The sequence below is a fragment of the Geodermatophilus sp. SYSU D00700 genome, from assembly GCF_054050255.1.
Genome location: NZ_JBJGZA010000019.1, coordinates 23,598 through 39,571 on the forward strand (window position 1 = coordinate 23,598; position 15,974 = coordinate 39,571).

General features: G+C 75.1%; 14 protein-coding genes. 4 read left to right on the top strand and 10 right to left on the bottom strand.

The annotated features are described in order from the left end of the window. Positions 1–193: 193 nt before the first annotated feature. From ACI79V_RS14855 to ACI79V_RS14885, 7 genes are all read right to left on the bottom strand, one after another. The gene (locus ACI79V_RS14855) at positions 194–760 is read right to left on the bottom strand and encodes a hypothetical protein (protein WP_456890431.1); all 567 of its coding nucleotides are present in this window, start codon (positions 758–760) and stop codon (positions 194–196) included. After that, positions 757–1,722: a metallophosphoesterase family protein gene (locus ACI79V_RS14860; RefSeq protein ID WP_456890432.1), complete on the bottom strand. Its 966-nt coding sequence runs from the start codon at positions 1,720–1,722 to the stop codon at positions 757–759. The genes ACI79V_RS14855 and ACI79V_RS14860 overlap by 4 nt, the downstream gene beginning before the upstream one ends. Positions 1,723–1,818: 96 nt before the next feature. Next, positions 1,819–2,229: a hypothetical protein gene (locus tag ACI79V_RS14865; protein WP_456890433.1), complete on the bottom strand. Its 411-nt coding sequence runs from the start codon at positions 2,227–2,229 to the stop codon at positions 1,819–1,821. Further along, on the bottom strand, positions 2,226–2,771 hold the full coding sequence (locus ACI79V_RS14870; protein ID WP_456890434.1) for a hypothetical protein: 546 nt from the start codon (positions 2,769–2,771) through the stop codon (positions 2,226–2,228). The genes ACI79V_RS14865 and ACI79V_RS14870 overlap by 4 nt, the downstream gene beginning before the upstream one ends. Then, positions 2,768–4,834: a PEP/pyruvate-binding domain-containing protein gene (locus ACI79V_RS14875; RefSeq protein ID WP_456890435.1), complete on the bottom strand. Its 2,067-nt coding sequence runs from the start codon at positions 4,832–4,834 to the stop codon at positions 2,768–2,770. Before ACI79V_RS14875 ends, ACI79V_RS14870 begins: the two co-directional genes overlap by 4 nt. A 527-nt stretch (positions 4,835–5,361) precedes the next feature. After that, positions 5,362–6,768 (bottom strand): metallophosphoesterase, encoded by a 1,407-nt coding sequence (locus tag ACI79V_RS14880; protein ID WP_456890479.1) that lies wholly within the window; start codon positions 6,766–6,768, stop codon positions 5,362–5,364. Further along, the gene (locus tag ACI79V_RS14885) at positions 6,768–7,709 is read right to left on the bottom strand and encodes an alpha/beta fold hydrolase (RefSeq protein ID WP_456890480.1); all 942 of its coding nucleotides are present in this window, start codon (positions 7,707–7,709) and stop codon (positions 6,768–6,770) included. The genes ACI79V_RS14880 and ACI79V_RS14885 overlap by 1 nt, the downstream gene beginning before the upstream one ends. A gap of 377 nt (positions 7,710–8,086) precedes the next feature. On the opposite strand from ACI79V_RS14885, the gene ACI79V_RS14890 reads away from it, so the two are divergent. Continuing rightward, a complete protein-coding gene (locus ACI79V_RS14890) occupies positions 8,087–8,707 on the top strand; it encodes a hypothetical protein (protein WP_456890436.1) in 621 nt (206 codons plus the stop codon). A 190-nt stretch (positions 8,708–8,897) separates the two neighbouring features. Here ACI79V_RS14890 and ACI79V_RS14895 read toward each other — a convergent pair whose 3' ends face one another. Further along, complete coding sequence (locus tag ACI79V_RS14895; protein WP_456890437.1) at positions 8,898–10,076, bottom strand: AI-2E family transporter; 1,179 nt, start codon at positions 10,074–10,076, stop codon at positions 8,898–8,900. Positions 10,077–11,328: 1,252 nt separating this feature from the next. Between ACI79V_RS14895 and ACI79V_RS14900 the strand changes: the two genes are divergently transcribed. Then, on the top strand, positions 11,329–11,577 hold the full coding sequence (locus ACI79V_RS14900; RefSeq protein WP_456890438.1) for a hypothetical protein: 249 nt from the start codon (positions 11,329–11,331) through the stop codon (positions 11,575–11,577). A gap of 220 nt (positions 11,578–11,797) precedes the next feature. On the opposite strand, the gene ACI79V_RS14905 is transcribed toward ACI79V_RS14900, so the two are convergent. Continuing rightward, the gene (locus tag ACI79V_RS14905; RefSeq protein ID WP_456890439.1) at positions 11,798–12,880 is read right to left on the bottom strand and encodes a S1C family serine protease; all 1,083 of its coding nucleotides are present in this window, start codon (positions 12,878–12,880) and stop codon (positions 11,798–11,800) included. A gap of 838 nt (positions 12,881–13,718) precedes the next feature. Here ACI79V_RS14905 and ACI79V_RS14910 point away from each other — a divergent pair. Next, a complete protein-coding gene (locus ACI79V_RS14910; protein WP_456890440.1) occupies positions 13,719–14,012 on the top strand; it encodes a hypothetical protein in 294 nt (97 codons plus the stop codon). Positions 14,013–14,229: 217 nt separating this feature from the next. On the opposite strand, the gene ACI79V_RS14915 is transcribed toward ACI79V_RS14910, so the two are convergent. Continuing rightward, complete coding sequence (locus ACI79V_RS14915; RefSeq protein WP_456890441.1) at positions 14,230–14,514, bottom strand: type II toxin-antitoxin system RelE family toxin; 285 nt, start codon at positions 14,512–14,514, stop codon at positions 14,230–14,232. A gap of 201 nt (positions 14,515–14,715) precedes the next feature. Between ACI79V_RS14915 and ACI79V_RS14920 the strand changes: the two genes are divergently transcribed. Further along, entirely contained in the window at positions 14,716–15,543 is an 828-nt protein-coding gene (locus ACI79V_RS14920) for a tyrosine-type recombinase/integrase (RefSeq protein ID WP_456890442.1), read from the top strand. Positions 15,544–15,974 lie beyond the last annotated feature (431 nt).

Genomic DNA, 15,974 nt, shown 5'->3' on the forward strand with positions numbered 1-15,974 from the left:
CTGTTCGAGCTCACGGTGGCTCCCCTCGCTGGGATCCTCGCCGCGGGAGCACTCGGGGTGAGTCGGCGTCTGCAGGCCCGGTGCGCGGACGACACCGCCTCGGCGCGCGAACGGCTGCTGCAGCCGACCCCCTCGAACTCCCCCCGCCGGGCTCGGGAGGGCGGTCACCGGAAGACCGCGTGGTCCTCCGCGGTCAGCCGTGCCGACGGGCGCCCCGCGAGGCCGGACCGGTCAGGTCACCGCAGCCCGACGGGCGACGCTGCTGAGCGGTCGGCTCCTCCCGCCGGGATCCTCCGGCCGAGCCGCACCCGGACCGGCCGGAGGACCGCCCGTCGTCCAGCCAGCCGGAGAGCGCACGGTCGGTGCCGGCGGAGACCAGGACGGCCATCAGGAGCCCCGCCGCCCACAGCGCCGGGGCGACCCAGGGCTGTCCGGTCAGGTCGGGGGGCAGGCGCGCGGTGGCGTACAGCGCGAGGGCGGGCAGGCCGGCCGCGCCCACGCCGAGCACCCCGAGTGCGCACAGCGCCGCCGGCCATCGGCCGGTCGGCGGCGAGGTGGACGGCCGGCCACCGAGCAGCCGGCGCCGGGCCAGCACGGCCGCTGCCACACCGACCACGACGCTGACCGCGAGGAGGTCCTCGCTGCCGGCTGTCCCGGATCCGCCCCGCCCGCCGGCGGCCCGGACGGCGAGGGCCGGCACGAGGACCGCGCCCAGGACCAGGGCCGTGTATCCGGCGCTGGCGGCCCGGGCCAGGGTCACCGGCCCTCCCGGGCGCGCAGCTCGAACCGGTCGAGGACGTGACCGTCGGCTCGCACCGCCCGCCCGGTCAGCCGATCACCGGTGACGTCGACGTGCAGGTACTGCAGGGCGGAGGCGGCGGCCACGGTGGTGGCGCTGCGGCCGACGGGTGTGGTCTTGCAGCCGCCGCCGCTGACCACGTGTGTGATCCCGTGGACCGGGCGGCTGCGCTCGTAGTGGTGGTCGTGGCCGGTGAGCACCAGGTCGACAGCCCGGCGCGCGAGGATCGGCTCGAGGAACTCCTGCGCGCCCGAGGTGGGCCCGTGCGCACCGGCGGAGTACACCGGGTGGTGCATGCACACGACCTTCCACTGGTTGGTGGAGCCGGCCAGCGCGTCGTCCAGCCACTCCAGCTGGGCGGGGGCGTCGTCGCCGAACAGCCCGGGAGTGCTGGAGTCGAGGTAGAAGAAGTCGACCGGCCCGTGGCTGGTCGTGTAGTTGCGGGCCGGAGTGCCCAGCAGGCGCAGTTCCGCGTCGATCTCGGCCAGGCTGGCGTCGCTGTGGTGCACCGCGCCGTCGTGGTTGCCGATGGCCAGCTCGAAGCGGACACCTGCGTCGATGAGGGGGCGCATCGGCCGGGTGAAGACGTCGTCGAAGCGGTCCTCGACACGGCCGTAGTAGCACAGGTCACCCAGGTGCGTGACCAACCCGTAGGGGGCCTCCTGGTAGCCGCGGGCCATGCGCTCGGCGACCGCCATCGCCTGCCGGCCGCCGCTGCCGGTGTCGCCGACCGCGGCGAAGGTCAGCCGGTCGGCGGTCTCCGGCCACGCCCGCGCCGGCAGGGACGACCGGGGGACCGCGCCGGGCACGAGGTCCTCCCGGCCGAGCACCGACCACAGCGAGGCGCTCAACGTGCCGCCGGCGAGCGTCCCGGCGGCTCCCAGACCGGCGGCGAGCAGCTGTCTGCGGCTGAGCTGGGGCACGGCCGGCGGGACCTCCGGAGAGTCGAGAGCGGTACCAAGGGCAACGGCCTGTCGCCGTCGGGGTGTTCCGGCTCCGGGGCGTGTGGTGTGCGCGGGTCAGCGGTCGCGCGGATCCGCACCGTCGGCCGGCGTCACCGTCTGCAGGTGCAGCACGTCGAGCAGGAGGTGCTGGACCCGGCTGTCGGACAGGCAACCGCGCAGCTCCCGCCGGTCGAACTCGTCCAGGCCGGGGCGCAGGCGGAAGCTGAACACGCCGGTGTCCACGGTGCGGAAGGACTCGGCCACCACGTCGGCGTTGACCAGCAGGCGGCAGGTGCTCACCAGGCCGCGGGTCATCTCCTCCCGGACCGTCGCCGGGTCCTCCTGGTGCACCCGCGCGGCGACCACCACGTCGGTGAACGACCCCTCCGGTGCCTCGACCTCCACGGTCATCAACTCCGCGCGCAGCAGCAGCACGCCGATGGCGGCCGCGACGGCAGGCGCCGACCAGGCCAGGATCCGCCTCACCGCGGCACCTCGGTCGCCGCCGGGCCGAGCAGCAGCCGCAGGGCCGGGTCACCGGTCGGCGCGGCCCCGGCGAGCGCTTCGGCTCGCGTGGGCACCAGCGGGCCCTGGGGAAAGCTGACCTGCTGCAGGGAGACGGCCAGGTCCTCCTCCACCCCGGCCCGCGCCGACGCGCCGGCCAGCCGCTCGAGCAGCCAGGCGAGGCCGGAGACGAGCACGCCACCACCGAGCAGGATCGGGATGAAGACGTGCGTGCGCTGCAGGTCTTCCGGACGCAGCCATCGGAAGGGCCGCGGCTCCACCGGTGCGGCACGCAGCCGCCGCAGCGGGTCCGGCGGATGCCCGCCGGCGGAGGCCGACAGGGCGCGCTCCACCCGGCCGATGCGGCGCAGCACCAGTGCGGCGGTGAAGCCGACGAGCGCGGCGAGGAACAGGACGCCGACGAGCAGGGCGCGGTGCCACTCCCACCGGTAGACGTAGACGAGCACGTAGCCGCCGGAGGCCACCAGCACGGCGGCGGCGAGGATCCAGCTCAGCTTCTTCACGGTGTCTCCTGCCGTTCGACCTCACCGGTGGCGCCGTCCACACGGATCACCGTGCCGGGTGGGAACCGCTCGAGAGCGCCGGCCACACCCACGACCGTGGGCACGCCGGACTCGCGGGCGAGGATCGCCAGGTGCGCCAGCACGCTCCCGGTCTCGGCCACCAGGCCGGCCAGCCGCGGCAGCACGGGGGCCAGACCGGGATCCAGCGTCCGCACGACGAGCACCACGCCCTCCGGGGGATCGGCGCCGTGGTGCACCGGCCCTCGTCCCGTGCCCCCACCGGCGCCGGTGGCTCCCGCGCCGCCGGACACCGGGACCGGTCGGCCGGTGTCGCTGAGCCGGAACCGCGCGGGCAGCGGGTCGCCGGGCATCGCCATCCGGGGGGAGAGGGCCGTCTCCGGGTCCTCGACGGCGGCGGTGAGCCGGGCCAGGCCCAGGCCGCGGACGTCGTCGGCGCGCGCCAGCCGCCCGGCGGCGGCGAGCCGTTCCCCGAGGGTCCAGGCGGTCCGCGCACCGGCCTCCTGCAACCAGCGCACCCGCAACCGCAGCGCCTCCCGCAGCACGCCGGGGTCGTCGGGATCACCGGGCGGCGTGGTCTCGGGGGCCTGCACGTCGTCCGGCAGGTCGGGGGAGGACCTCACCTGCGGGGCGGCCAGCGCGAGCACCACCGGGGAAGCGGCGAGGATCTCCGGATCGGCCAGCCCGGCCTGACGGGCGCGGGCGAGCACCCTCATCGCCGCGGCGGCCCCGGTGGTCCGTGGCGCGTCCGGGTCGACGAGCAACCCCATCAGCAGTTCGTGGGCGTGCGCGGCCCTCAGCGCAGGCCGCAGTCGGTGCAGCAACGCCACCAGTTGACGGTCGTCGAGGTCCCGCAGCGTCGGGATGCCGGCCAGGGCGGCGTCGGCGGCCTCGACGACGTCTCGCGCCAGCGCCGGCAGCGCCGACCGCAGCCGGCCCACCCGCCACGACGCGTGCAGCCGCCGCAGCCGGGGCCGGGGGTCCAGCCACTCCCGGATGCCCGGTGTGCCGCTGCCGGGCTCGAGCAGGTCCAGGTCGACGGCCACCCAGCCGTCGACCACGGCCACGAGGGGCGACGCGGCCACGTCGGACTCGGTGGCGGTGCCGGTCAGGAGCAGGGCGTGGGCCAGGGCCTCACGCAGGGGTGACACCCACAGCCCGACCTCGAGCGGCTGCAGCGGCTGCGGGAAGGTCTCCGCGACCGGGCCGGGGCCGAGCACCGGTCCTCGTGGCCGGCCGCGGGGCTCGGCGGTGACCGGCCGGCTCTGCAACAGCCGCAGCCGGCCGTCGTCCCCGTAGGCCCACTCGATGTCCTGGGGGCCGTCGAAGACGGCCGTGGCTCGCGCTGCCAGCCCTGCCAGCTCCCGCAGCCGGCGGCGACGCAGCCGCGCGCCGCCGTCCCCGTGGGTGACCTCGACCTGCCGGCCGTGGCGATCGAGTGCGTACCGGCTCCCGTCGACCTCACCACCGACCAGCCGATCCGGCCCGCCCGTCACGGCCGCGACGACCAGCCGGTCCTCCCGTCCGGACACCGGGTCGATGCCGAAGAGTACTCCGCCGCACCGGGCCGACAGCAACGGTTGGACCAGCACGGCCAGCGGCTCCTGCCCGGTGAGCACGCCGGAGCCGTCCGCCGCCCGTTGTCGGGAGGAGATCACCAGTCCCACGGCGCGGCGGAAGCCGTCCAGCCCGCGGACTCCCAGGACCGATTCGAACCGACCGGCCATCGAGGACTCCCCGAGGTCCTCGACGGTGGAGCTGCTGCGCACCACGAGCGGCAGCGCGTCGTCGTGGGAGACCGCGCGCCAGGCGTCGAGCACCTCCTGCGGCCACGGCGCCCCGGCGGCGAGGCCCTCCACCGCCGCGGTGGTCACCACGATGCCGGGCAGCACCGGCAGACCGGCCCGGGCCGCCGCCGCCAGGGTCGCAGCCTTGGCCCCGGTCCACGCCGCGTCGACCGCGGCAGGATCGTCCAGGCGCAGGACCGGCGGGCGGTGGGCAGCACCGACGGTGCCGGATCGGTTCGCCGAGGTGTCGGGATCCACCCGGCCGAGGTTGCCGCCCGGTGCCCGCGGGAAGCGCGCCAGCGAGCCACCGGGCCGGTTCGATCCGAAACCGTCATCGGATCGCCATCCCGCCGTCCGGCTGGGCGGCTCCGAACGGGACGGGGAGGTGCTCGACACGGCGCCCTCCTCGACAGCGGCGTGACCGGCGGTGGCCCACGGGCGCCTCCCGGCGCCGGGTTCGCCACGGGACCGCGGCGCCGACGGGCGCCCCCGACGTCTCCGGCCACGGGCGGCGCCTCTGGCCCGGCTCCGAGGCGCACCTCCCACGGTCCCCGGGGCGGCGGGCTGTCGACCACCACCGGTGCCCGTCAGGGGATCGTCACACCGGACGCTCGCCCGGCCGGTGTGACGATCCCCTGACCCGGCCCCGCGACTCCGGCGGTGAAACGGCCCGACGCGCGTGCCGGTCAGGACCCTGCCGGGGGTGACACGGCCGATCCCGCCGCCAGGGCTGCCGGGGAGCGCGGTGCGATCGGCCTGGGTGGGCGCCACGGCCACCGCCGCCGTCAGGGCGCCCGGACGGTGAACGGCACCTCGACGACGCGGCCGTCCGGCGTCCGCGGCGTCATGTGTTCCAGGGCGCCGTCCCGGCCGACGCCGGAGACCGGCGTGAACACCAGTTCGTCCCCGTCGATCCGGCCGAGCAGGAGGTGCGCCTGCGCGGCCCACGCCACGGTGCCCGCCTCGGTGAACCCCGTCGGCCTCTCCTCCCGCACCTGGCCGCCCGCGCCCGACAGGACGAAGGCAGTGCCGTTCACCTCGGAGAGCTGGAAGTTGTGCTCGTGGCCGGCGAAGGCCACCCGGACGCCGGCCCGGCGGAACAGCGGTACGAGGTGGTCGATCATCGCCGCGGTGTTCGGATGGTGCGGGCCGGCGCAGTAGGCAGGGTGGTGGGAGAACGGGATGCGCCAGCGCGGCCCGCCGGCAGTCGCGGGGAAGGCCCCGTCCAGGAAGCGCCGGTGACGTGGGTGCTCGAAGAAGTGGGTGGTGGGCAGCTCCCGCGACAGCGAGGTGTCGATGCAGACGAACTCCACGTCGGCGCCGAAGGTCAGGCGGTAGAACATGCCCGGGTCCACCGAGGCTCGCGGCCCGGCGACTTCCGGGGTGAACCGGGCGTCGGTGTGGAAGTTGGCGCGGACCTGGGCGCGGTCGTCGCTGGACTCCTCGTCGGCGGTGTCGTGGTTGCCCACCGTCGGGTAGACCGGCACGCGGGCCAGCAGGTAGCGGTAGGGCTGGTAGAAGCTGCCGTACCAGGCGTCGTCGGTGCCGCCGCTGCCCTGCGCCCCCCGCCGACCGGGGGTGGCGTAGACGTTGTCCCCGGTGGTGAGGACGAGCCGGACGCCGGGGGAGTCGGCAACCCGGTCGAGCACCTCGGCCACTCGTCGTTGGCGGCGGCCGGCTTCGGTGTCGGCCACGATGCCGATGCCGAAGTCGCCCAGGACCGCGAAGTCCAGCGGCGCGGACCGGTCGGGGGCGGTGTGGGTGCGGAAGGTGAAGGAGTAGCAGCGTCCGCCCGGGCGCAGGTCCAGCCCGCCGCGTGGCACCGGGCCCCAGTCCCAGCGCTTCCCGTCGGCCCACGGCCGTCCGTCGACGACGATCCGGTACCGGTAGCGGGTGTCCGGGGCCAGGCCCTCGACCCAGACGTGGTTGCCCTCGGCGGTCACCGCCCGGGCGACGACGGTCCCGGCGTCGTCGAGCACCTCGACCACGGCGTCGCCGTAGGGCTCGGAGTCGGCGCCGATGCTCGCCGTACGGCCGGGGTCGACCTCGTCGAGGTGACCGTCGCCGAGGACCCGCCAGCGGCCGACCGCGTCGTCGCAGGCGAACCAGAACCCGCCCCAGGCGATCAGCGCCCGGTCCGGCCCGACGTCGACGAGGTGGACGAACGGCTCGAAGTGGGTCTGCAGCTCCATCACGCGGCGGTCCGGGTCACCCAGCGGGCGACGTGCCCGGCGACGACGTCCGGGTGCAGCAGCGGCAGCATGTGACCGGCACCGGGCACATCCACGACCTCGCCGTCGGGAAGCGCGGCCATCAGCTCGCGCAACTCGTCGGGCGGTACTTCCGGGTCCTTCTCGCCGTGCAGTACCAGCGTGGGGACGCGGAGCGCCGGGGCCAGCTCGGTGCCGTCGTGGCTGACGCTGGCCAGGGTCGTGCCGGCCAGCGCCGGCGGCCGGGTGGACAGGAAGCTGTCCCGCACCCGGTCGACGGCCCCCTGCGGGGCCCCACCGGCGAAGGCGGCGCGGCGCACCAGCCGATCGGAGACTGCCTGCACCGGGCGCAGCCTGCGGGCGACCAGCGCGCTCACCCGCAGCAGGCGGAACCACCCGCCCTGCAGCGCGGCCCGGGCGCGGGGCGGCAGCGGGCGGGCCGGCAGGCCGGGCACCGTGATACCCGACCCGCCCGAGCCGGCGAAGACCACCCCGGCCATGCGGGAGGTGCCGGCCAGGCGGGCCGCCGCCAGGATGATCCCCCCGCCCAGGCTGTGCCCCACCACCACCGCCCGGCGCCCCTCGGGCAGGCACGCGGTGAGGACGCCGAGGAGATCACGGGCGTGGGCCTCCAGACCGTAACCGCCGCAGCGGGCATCCCCGCTCTGCGCGTGCCCGCGCAGGTCGTAGCCGACGACGCGGTACCGGTCGGCCAGCAACTCGGGGACCTTCCCCCAGGACTCGGTTGACAGACCCAGCCCGTGGACGAGGACGACGACCGGCGCATCCTGCGGCCCGGCCACCTCGAGCGCCAGCCGGGTGCCGTCGAAGGACCGGACGTCGGTCGACGTCGTGCCCCCGACCGGACCGCCCGGTTCACCGACCCGACGGCCACCGGACTCCCGGGGCCCCCCACAGAACATCACCGGCGTTCCTCCCGCCTCGGCCGCGACACCCAGCGGGCCGCACCTCGAGCGGCCCTGGTCCTCCACGGTCACCGCGGCCGCGGTGCCCGGCCAGCCGGGCCCGGCTCCCGGGGGGCCTTCGTCACGGAACTGTCACGCTGCCGGTCGCCGGCCCCGCGATCGCACGCCGGTCGAGGCGGCCACCGGGCACCGCGGGGCGACCGGCGAGCTCCCGGTCGTCGTGTGACGGGTGCTCCGCTGTGTTGCGGACGGCTTGCGGATCGATGTCAGAAGACCCGCAGCCCGCGTCCGTCCGGGGGCGGCGGGCACGCAGCCCCCGTCCGAGACCCACAACGGGCTGCGTCGTGCGGCCCGTGATCGACAGAGGAGCAGCCATGAGCACGAGTGGACGCCTGGGCCCCATCCGCAGGCGGCGTGCCGGACGCGCCGCCGCCGCGCTGATCGCGGCCGCCATCGGCATCGGGGGGCTGGCCGCCTGCGGCGACTCGGCTGGCCCCGAGGCCGGAGGCGTCAGCACCGAGGACCTGCAGGACATCCAGGACGACCTCGGGGCCCTCGAGGAGCGGGTCGGCGTACTGGAGGACCAGCCGGTGGACGCTGCAGGCGACACCGACGCGCCGGTGGACCCGCTGGTCGAGGACGAGGCCGGCGTCTTCGAGGACCCGGAGCCGCTCATCGGGCAGGACGTGACCGTCAGCGCCGGAGTGTCCGAGGTGATCACCACCACGGACGTGGGCAGCGCGTTCCGCATCGGCAACGAGAGCGGCGAGCCGATCGCGGTCGTCTCGGCCAACCCGCCTGCGCAGTTGGACGTTGGCGACGTCGTCCGGGTCTCCGGCACGGTGGTGCGGGTGCAGCGCGACACCTTCGAGCAGGACTTCGGCATCACCGCCGACGAGGTCTTCGACGACCCCGACGTCTTCTTCGACACCTTCGACGGTGAGGTCGCCCTGGCCGCCGACCGCATCGAGGTCCTCCAGGAGCAGAGCGGCTGATCAGCCCCGTCCGCGGGCGCCCCCCCGGCCCGGACACCGGACTCCGGTCCTGTCCGTGGCCGCGGGGCGCCGGCGTGTGCGAGCCGGCGTCGCTCGTCTCCCGGGTCCGCACCGGTCGGCGGCGATGCCGGCGGTGTCGGTCCCGGGTGGAGGGTGTGACCGCAGGCCGGTTCCCGGGGAGGCGTGCCGCTCAGCCCCGGCTGCGGCCCCGCCCGTCGGGCGCGACAGAGGGGCCTCGTGGGCCCACGCCGTCCCCGGCGGGCGAGCCGGAGCTCCCGGCCCCGACACGGGGAGCGGATGCCGGGACCGGCCCTCCGGGCGACGGGGGCCGCAGACCAGAGCCCGTGGCGGGTGCGGACCCGTGCTGCCGCAGGTGGTCGGCGACCCGGTAGGTGACGGCCATGAGCGGCACGGCCAACAGGGCACCGGCGAGCCCCCACAGGAGCGTGCCGAGGGTGACGGTGACGAGGATTGCCGCTGGGTGCAGGCGCAGGGAGCGCCCGACGATGAGCGGGTGCAGCAGGTTCCCCTCGACCTGCTGCACCACCAGGACGACGACCAGGACGATCACCGCGTCGGTGACGCCGTTGGTGACCAGGGTGACGAGGACGGCGACCGCGCCGCTGACGGTGGCGCCGAAGAGGGGGACGAACGCGCCGAGGAAGGTCAGCAGGGTCAGCGACAGCCAGAGGGGCACGCCGAGGACGAGCAGTGCCGCGCCCATGCCGACGGCGTCGATGAGGGCCACCAGGACCACGCCCCGGACGTAGGAGGACAGGACGCTCCAGGCGCAGCGCCCGGCCCCGTCGACCTGTGCACGTCGCCGATGCGGCGTCCTCTCCAGCACCCATCCCCACATCCGAGGACCGTCCTTGAGGAGGAAGAACACGAGGAAGGCCACGAGGACCGCCGCTGCCAGGAGGTAGAGGGCCATCCGGGCTGCGGCCGTGGGCTCGGGTGCCAGCTCGTAGAGCCGGGTCACCAGCGTGTTGCGGATGCCGGCGGCCTGCTGCGGATCCAGGCCGAGCGGGCCCTCCACCAGCCACACCCGGATCCGGTCGATCCCGGCTGTCAACGGCCGGGTGAGGTCGCGCAGTCGGGCGGCCGCGCGGAACCCGACGAGGGCGCCCACGCCGGTGAGGACGGCGAGGAACAGCAGGAGTGAGACCAGTGCCGCGAGCCCTGGCGGTAGTGCCCGGCGCAGCCACCGTGCGGTCGGCTGCAACAGCGCGGTCAGGAGCAGCGCCACTGCGATGGACACGGTCACCAGCGGGACCAGGAGCAGGAACCAGAAGGCCAGCCAGCCGGTGGCGGCGAGGGCGAGCACCGCGCCGCTGCGGGCCAGGATCCCGAGCGTCCACGAGGGCACGGCCGTCCGTACTCGCGGGGGCGCTGTCGTGTCGGCGCCTGCTGCGGTGGCGCGTCCTGCCGTGTGGCGGGCGGTCCCCGGGTCCGGGTGTTCGGTGTCGCGCTGGGCAGCGGGCGGGTCCGCGGGTGCGTGGGTCATCGCAGTCGCCCGGGTGCCTCGACCGGCCTGACGCCGCCAGAGCGGGGCAGTGGACAGATGGGAGCGGCGGCGCAGCTCATCGTCGTCTCCAGGTCGGTCGGGCACCTCCGACGGGCGGACGGGTGCGGGTCCGGTGCCGTCCGAGCCGACACGGGGCACCGGGGCGGCACCGGGCTGTGCCGGGGCCCGTGCCCGGCACGGGGCGGGTGACCACCGCCGGGTTCGCGGTCGACGGCGGATCGTCATCCCCGGCCGGGAGCTGTGACGCTCATGTGACAGCGGAGCCCGCGGTCTCTGGTCGCACCGTCCGTGGTCGGGCGCTGGTCACCGACCCGGGCGCCGTCCCGTCAGGTCGGCGCCGGACCAGCCGTGCAGCGGCCGGCCCGCCAGGTCGGCGGCCACCGCCAGGACCCGGTGCGTCGCCGGTGGCATCCTCACGTCCTCTCCGCTGGTGCCGGTGCGGGAGATGTGCGGGGCGGCGCCCCGGCGGCGCCGGTTGGACGTGGTCGACCGCGCGCCGCCGTCGATACTCCTCGGCGTGGTCGCTCGGCGAGGACCTCGGCCGAGAAGGCGCGGACAGGATCCAGCCGACCGGCTGGACCTCGAGAGGCTGCGTCACCGTCCCCACGCCATGTCCGGCTTCCGGTGCACCGACCGGTCAGCGGAGGGAGAGCTACGGACTCGTCACGCAGCCCCGGTCCGGATGGTGTTCGAGTGACCTGCCGCGCAGGGGTGGGACGCTCGTGCAGCGGCGGTCGGGATCCGGATGTGCCGCCGCCGGGGCGGTCTCGCCGGCCGTGCGCACATCGGCTCGGTCTCCGGCCCTCAGGCGGCCCGACCTGCACGGCCGGCCAGCGCTGGCAGGCGACCGCTCACCAGGCATCCCCGATGAGCATGCCCCGGGGGAGTGATCACCTTCTCGCCGCCCCGGCGATCCGCCCGCCTCCGCGATGTCGTGTTGCAGCGGCTTTGCGTCTTCATGTCAGGAGGTGGGCGGAGCTCAGTGACGGCACCGGGACGGGGGACCGAACGAGGCAGAGCGCGGTCGGCGGACCCGTGGTCCCAGCCTCGCCGCCGTCCTCCCCCTGGCCGCCACCACGAGACGGAGAGCGTCATGCTGTCGGAGCCTCGCCCCCGCCCCATCGCCTCGATCGACGCCGACCTGCACCGTTGTCACGCCGTCCGGCGGGACGCTGTGCTGGAACTGACCGAGGTCAGGCGCCGTCAGGCGGAGCTCGCCGAGCTCGAGGCCCGCCTCGTCATCACCGTCGAGGCCCGGCTGCAGCAGGCCGACCGGCTCCTCGACGAGCGGCTGCGCGCCCTCGCGGTGGCCGGTCCCCGGCAACTGGCCCGTGTCGACTGACTGGGCCCGCCTCGGACCGTGGCACGAGGCGAGGTGATCCGAATGCCGCTGGGTCCCTCTGCCCACGGGCCAGTAGGCGCAACGCCCCCGTCGGGTGGGTGCTGGCACCCGTGCGACTGATGGCGCGTCGACCCGTCAATGCTGGCTGCGGCGATGTGGAAGACGTGAGTGCGGGGCCGGTGCATCGAGCACCGGCCCCGCTGTCGAGGAGTCGAGTGGGTCAGGTCGCCGTGCTGCCGAGGGTCACCGCGACCTCCTCGGTCTCGCCGCCGCGCTGGACGGAGAGGGTGACCTCGCTGCCCGGGGCCCTGCCGCGCACCGCGGCGGTCAGCTCGGTGGAGGTGGTGACGGGGCGGTCCTCGATGGCGGTGATCACGTCCCCCGTCCGCAGCCCGGCCGCGGCACCGGCGCTGCCCGGCTGGACCTGCACCACCTGAGCGCCGGTGCCGATCGCCGGGTTGTCCTCCGCGGGCGCCGTCTGGACGTCGACTCCGAGCAGCGCCGTGCTGGCCGAGCCGGTGGCGATGATCTCCTCGGCGATGCGCTGGGCGGTGCTGCCCGGGATGGCGAAGCCCACGCCGATGTTGCCGCCGGAGACCTGTCCGCCCGGGCCGGTGGGCACGGTCGCGATGGCGGTGTTGATGCCGATCACCGCGCCGGCGGCGTCGACCAGAGCGCCACCGGAGTTGCCGGGGTTGATCGCGGCGTCGGTCTGCAGGGCGTCGATCACGGTCGCCTCGCTCCCGCCCTCCCCGGCGGTCACCGGCCGGTGGGTGGCGCTGATGATCCCGTTGGTGACCGTGTCGGACAGTCCCAGCGGTGCGCCGATGGCCACGGCGAGGTCGCCCACCTGCACCTCCGTGGAGTCGGCGAACGTGGCCGGGGTCAGGTCACTCGCTCCGGACAGCCGCAGGACGGCGAGATCCATGGACGCCTCGGTGCCGACGACGGTGGCGTCGTACAGCGTCCCGTCCGCGGTGCGCACCTGGACGTCGGCGGAGCCGCTGCCGTCGAGGCTGACCACGTGGTTGTTGGTCAGCACGTAGCCGTCCTCGGTGAGGACGACGCCCGAGCCGCTGCCGGCACCCGCCGGCGTGGTGACGTAGACGGTGACCACGCTCGGTGTGGCCGTGGCGGCAGCCGCACTCACCGCGCCGGCGGCCTGGGGGTCGATCGCCACGCTCTGCGCGCTGTTCGCGGCCGGTGGCGACCCGTTCGCACCATCCGCGAGGACGGCCACCCCGGCACCGGTGCCCGCGCCGATGAGCGCGCCGGCGAGCAGGCCGGCGATGCCGGCCCGCACGCGTCCGGCCGACCGGGCGGATGTGGGGTAGGGGGACGCTCCGGCCGGCGCCGCAACCCATGCCGCAGGCGGGGTGTTCGCCGCGGGGAGTCCGGGTGCGGGGTGCCAGAGCGGGTGGGGCGGAGTCCCCCAGCGGAGGTCGGATGCGGCCGGCCCCGGGTGGCCACCGGTGGCGTTCGGGGGTCGGTGGGAAGTCACTGCTCTCCAGTCCTCGATCGACGCGTCCTCTGTGTACGCGGCCGTCCGCCGCGACGATTCCACGGTGCGCCGGAGAACTGGTCCCTCACTGGACGGTCGCTGAGAGGTCGCTGAACGTCACTTCGACCCCCGCGGGTGGAGTCACCGTGCGGGAGGAGCCGCCACGTGGGACACCTCCGCCCGGGCGAGGGTCGGTCGTGCCAGGACCGTCTCGGTCGGCCGGGTGGCGGGCAGCGCGGGCGACCGGTCGTGTGAGGCGTCCCTGCCCGGCTGGGGAGGCGGATCGCAGACGCCCGGGCGACCGCTCGTCGAGGCAAGGACCGAGCGTCCCGTCTCGGCCGTTGTCATGAGATCGCAAGGTCGCAGGCCGGTGGAACGTCATCTCCGGCGAGGACCCTCGTAGGTGTCCGCCCGAGCGATCAGCCGCCGATGGAGGGGTGAGCGATGACCGCGGGCACGTCACGTCCGTCGAGCCAGGGTCGGGGCAGTTCTGTCACCCAGCGCCGACCTCGCGCCGGGGACCTGCTGCACCGCACCGGAGCCCGGCGGTGATCCGGCTCGACTCTGCCCTCAGGTGGCCCACGCCCTGATCGGGTGCCGTCGCCTGCGAATCCATCCGGAGTGCCTCATGTTGCGACTCGTGTCCGTGGTCCTGGTCGGCTGTCTGTGCGCCGCGGTCGTCGGGACTGCGGTGCCGGGCTTGTTCTGGCTCACCGTGGTCGCCCTTGCCGGGCTCCTCGTCGCCGGCGCGGTCGCGGTGAGCCTCGACCTCCGGCGTGGGCAGGACGACGCATCGGCAGTGGACGACGCATCGGCAGTGGACGACGCATCGGCAGAGGACGACGCATCGGCAGCGCAGGGGCTCGTCGAGCCGACGCCCCTCAGGCATCGTCGCCGGACGCGTGCCCACGAGGAGGGCCGCGCAGCGGCGTAGCCCTGAGCCGGTCAGCGGGTGACCCGGCACCCGGGCGACCCGGCCGGCTTCGAGGACAGCGTCCGGGACCGACCGCTGCACGCGCAGTCGCTCGCCGAGCTCGACGCCAGTCGATGCGGCGTTCGGCGATGAGGCGACGAATGCCCTCGCCCGCCCACACAGCTGAGCACCACGATCGGTGCGCCGGAGGCCTGACCGCCCGCCCCGGACGGCGTGCTCAGCGGACGGTTCGGTAGGCGTCGCGGCGGTGGGCGAGGTCGAGAACGGTGACGGTGCGCGTGTCGCCGTCGATGCGGTGGCCGACCCGGCAGGTGCCGCGGCGGGCGCCGTGCCGGTCGTCGAGGGGTGGGCGGAGCCGCTTGCCGACGGGGTGGGGATTGTCCAGCAGCGGGCCGACGACGAACTCGTAGGCGGCCGCGGCGACGGGCTCGGGCAGGTGGTCGGTGAGCTGGCGGCGGGCGGTGGGGGTGGTGGCCAGGAGGTAGGCGTCCTGGTCGGTCACCGCGGCTGACGGCGCCGGCGGGCCATCGTCGCCCTCAGGTCGTCGCGGCCCTCGGCCTCGGAGGCGTGCAGGCCGCATGGCGTCGGTATCGGCGAGGATCTCGATGGTCTCCTCGAGCGACTCGAGGTCCGGCTGCACATCGACCCCTACCTCGGTGGAACGCCGCTGTCCCGGCTCACCGGGACGGCGGTGGACGCGTGGATGCGCACACTGGAGACCTCGGGACGTGCGGACGGCCGAGGAGGGCTGTCGGCCCGCACGGTGCGCCACGTCTACACGATCCTGCGGTCTGCGCTGGGGGACGCCGTCAAGCACGGCCGGCTGGCCGTGAACCCCACCGACCGCTCCACGCCGCCGAGCCCGTCGGAGGCCAGGCCGCCGGAGATGCAGGCCTGGACCGCTCGTGAGCTCGGACGTTTCCTGGCCTGGGCCGAGAGGCGCGATCCCGACCTGACGATGGGCTGGCGGCTGCTGGCCGCGACCAGGGTGCGCCGGGGCGAGGCGCTGGCCCTCCGCTGGCGGGACGTGGACCTCGAGGCCGGCTGCCTCCAGCTGCGGCGCAGCGTGGGCGTCGTCAAGGCCAAGGGGGACGGCCAGCAGCTCGTCGAGGGACCCACGAAGACCGGCCAGGCGCGGGTCGTGGACATTGATGACGACACGGTCGCCGCCCTGCGCGCCTACCGGGCCACCCGCGCCCCGCTCGCACCCGAGCCTGTGCGGGACGCCGCGCTCGTGCTGGGCACCCTCGACGGCGCGCATCGCCACCCCGAGCGGTACTCCCGCCGGTTCGTCGAGCAGGTCGTGCAGGCGCGTAGGGGGCTGGGGGAGGACCGGCTGCCGGAGATCCGGCTGCACGACCTACGGCACACCCACGCCACCCTGCTGCTGGCCGTCGGCGAGCCGGTGAAGGTGGTCTCGGAGCGGCTCGGCCACGCCAACGCGACCACCACGCTCACCGTGTACCAGCACGTCCACCCCGGCATGGGTCGCGAAGCCGCCGAGCGCTTCGCCGCGTTGCTCGACGGCTGATCCAGCCGTGAAGTATCAAAGCGGTATCACGAGGACCCTCGAGGCCCGGACACGGAAGCGCCCCGAGCTCCTGACCTGCAGTAACACCGGGGCGATGCTGTGTCCGAGGGGCGACACGCTACATACGCACACGGCTCTGACCGGTCCATGATTCTACCGGACAAGCGGAAATCGACCGTAGACGCAGCGCGGCGAGAATACGTCCGCACTGACGAGGAACTCGTAGTCGTGAGGGCCCGAACGCCGCGGTGGAGCCCTCGGCGCGTGAAGCTTGGCCCCCGCCCCGAGCGGGCCCTCGTTCCGGGACGGATGCCAGCACACATCGCGCCATCCCGAGCCAATGGCACGGTGCTCCGACGGCCCGGATGCCTACCACGTCCTCGCCCGCTGCAGACAGGGTCGGCCGACGGTGGCTGCGTGCTACGCCTCTC

Coding starts and splice junctions, on each gene's coding strand:
- ACI79V_RS14880 (WP_456890479.1), bottom strand. CDS start 6,768: ATGGAGCTGCAGACCCACTTCGAGCCGTTCGTCCACCTCGTCGACGTC.
- ACI79V_RS14885 (WP_456890480.1), bottom strand. CDS start 7,709: ATGTTCTGTGGGGGGCCCCGGGAGTCCGGTGGCCGTCGGGTCGGTGAA.
- ACI79V_RS14890 (WP_456890436.1), top strand. CDS start 8,087: ATGAGCACGAGTGGACGCCTGGGCCCCATCCGCAGGCGGCGTGCCGGA.
- ACI79V_RS14900 (WP_456890438.1), top strand. CDS start 11,329: ATGCTGTCGGAGCCTCGCCCCCGCCCCATCGCCTCGATCGACGCCGAC.
- ACI79V_RS14920 (WP_456890442.1), top strand. CDS start 14,716: ATGCGCACACTGGAGACCTCGGGACGTGCGGACGGCCGAGGAGGGCTG.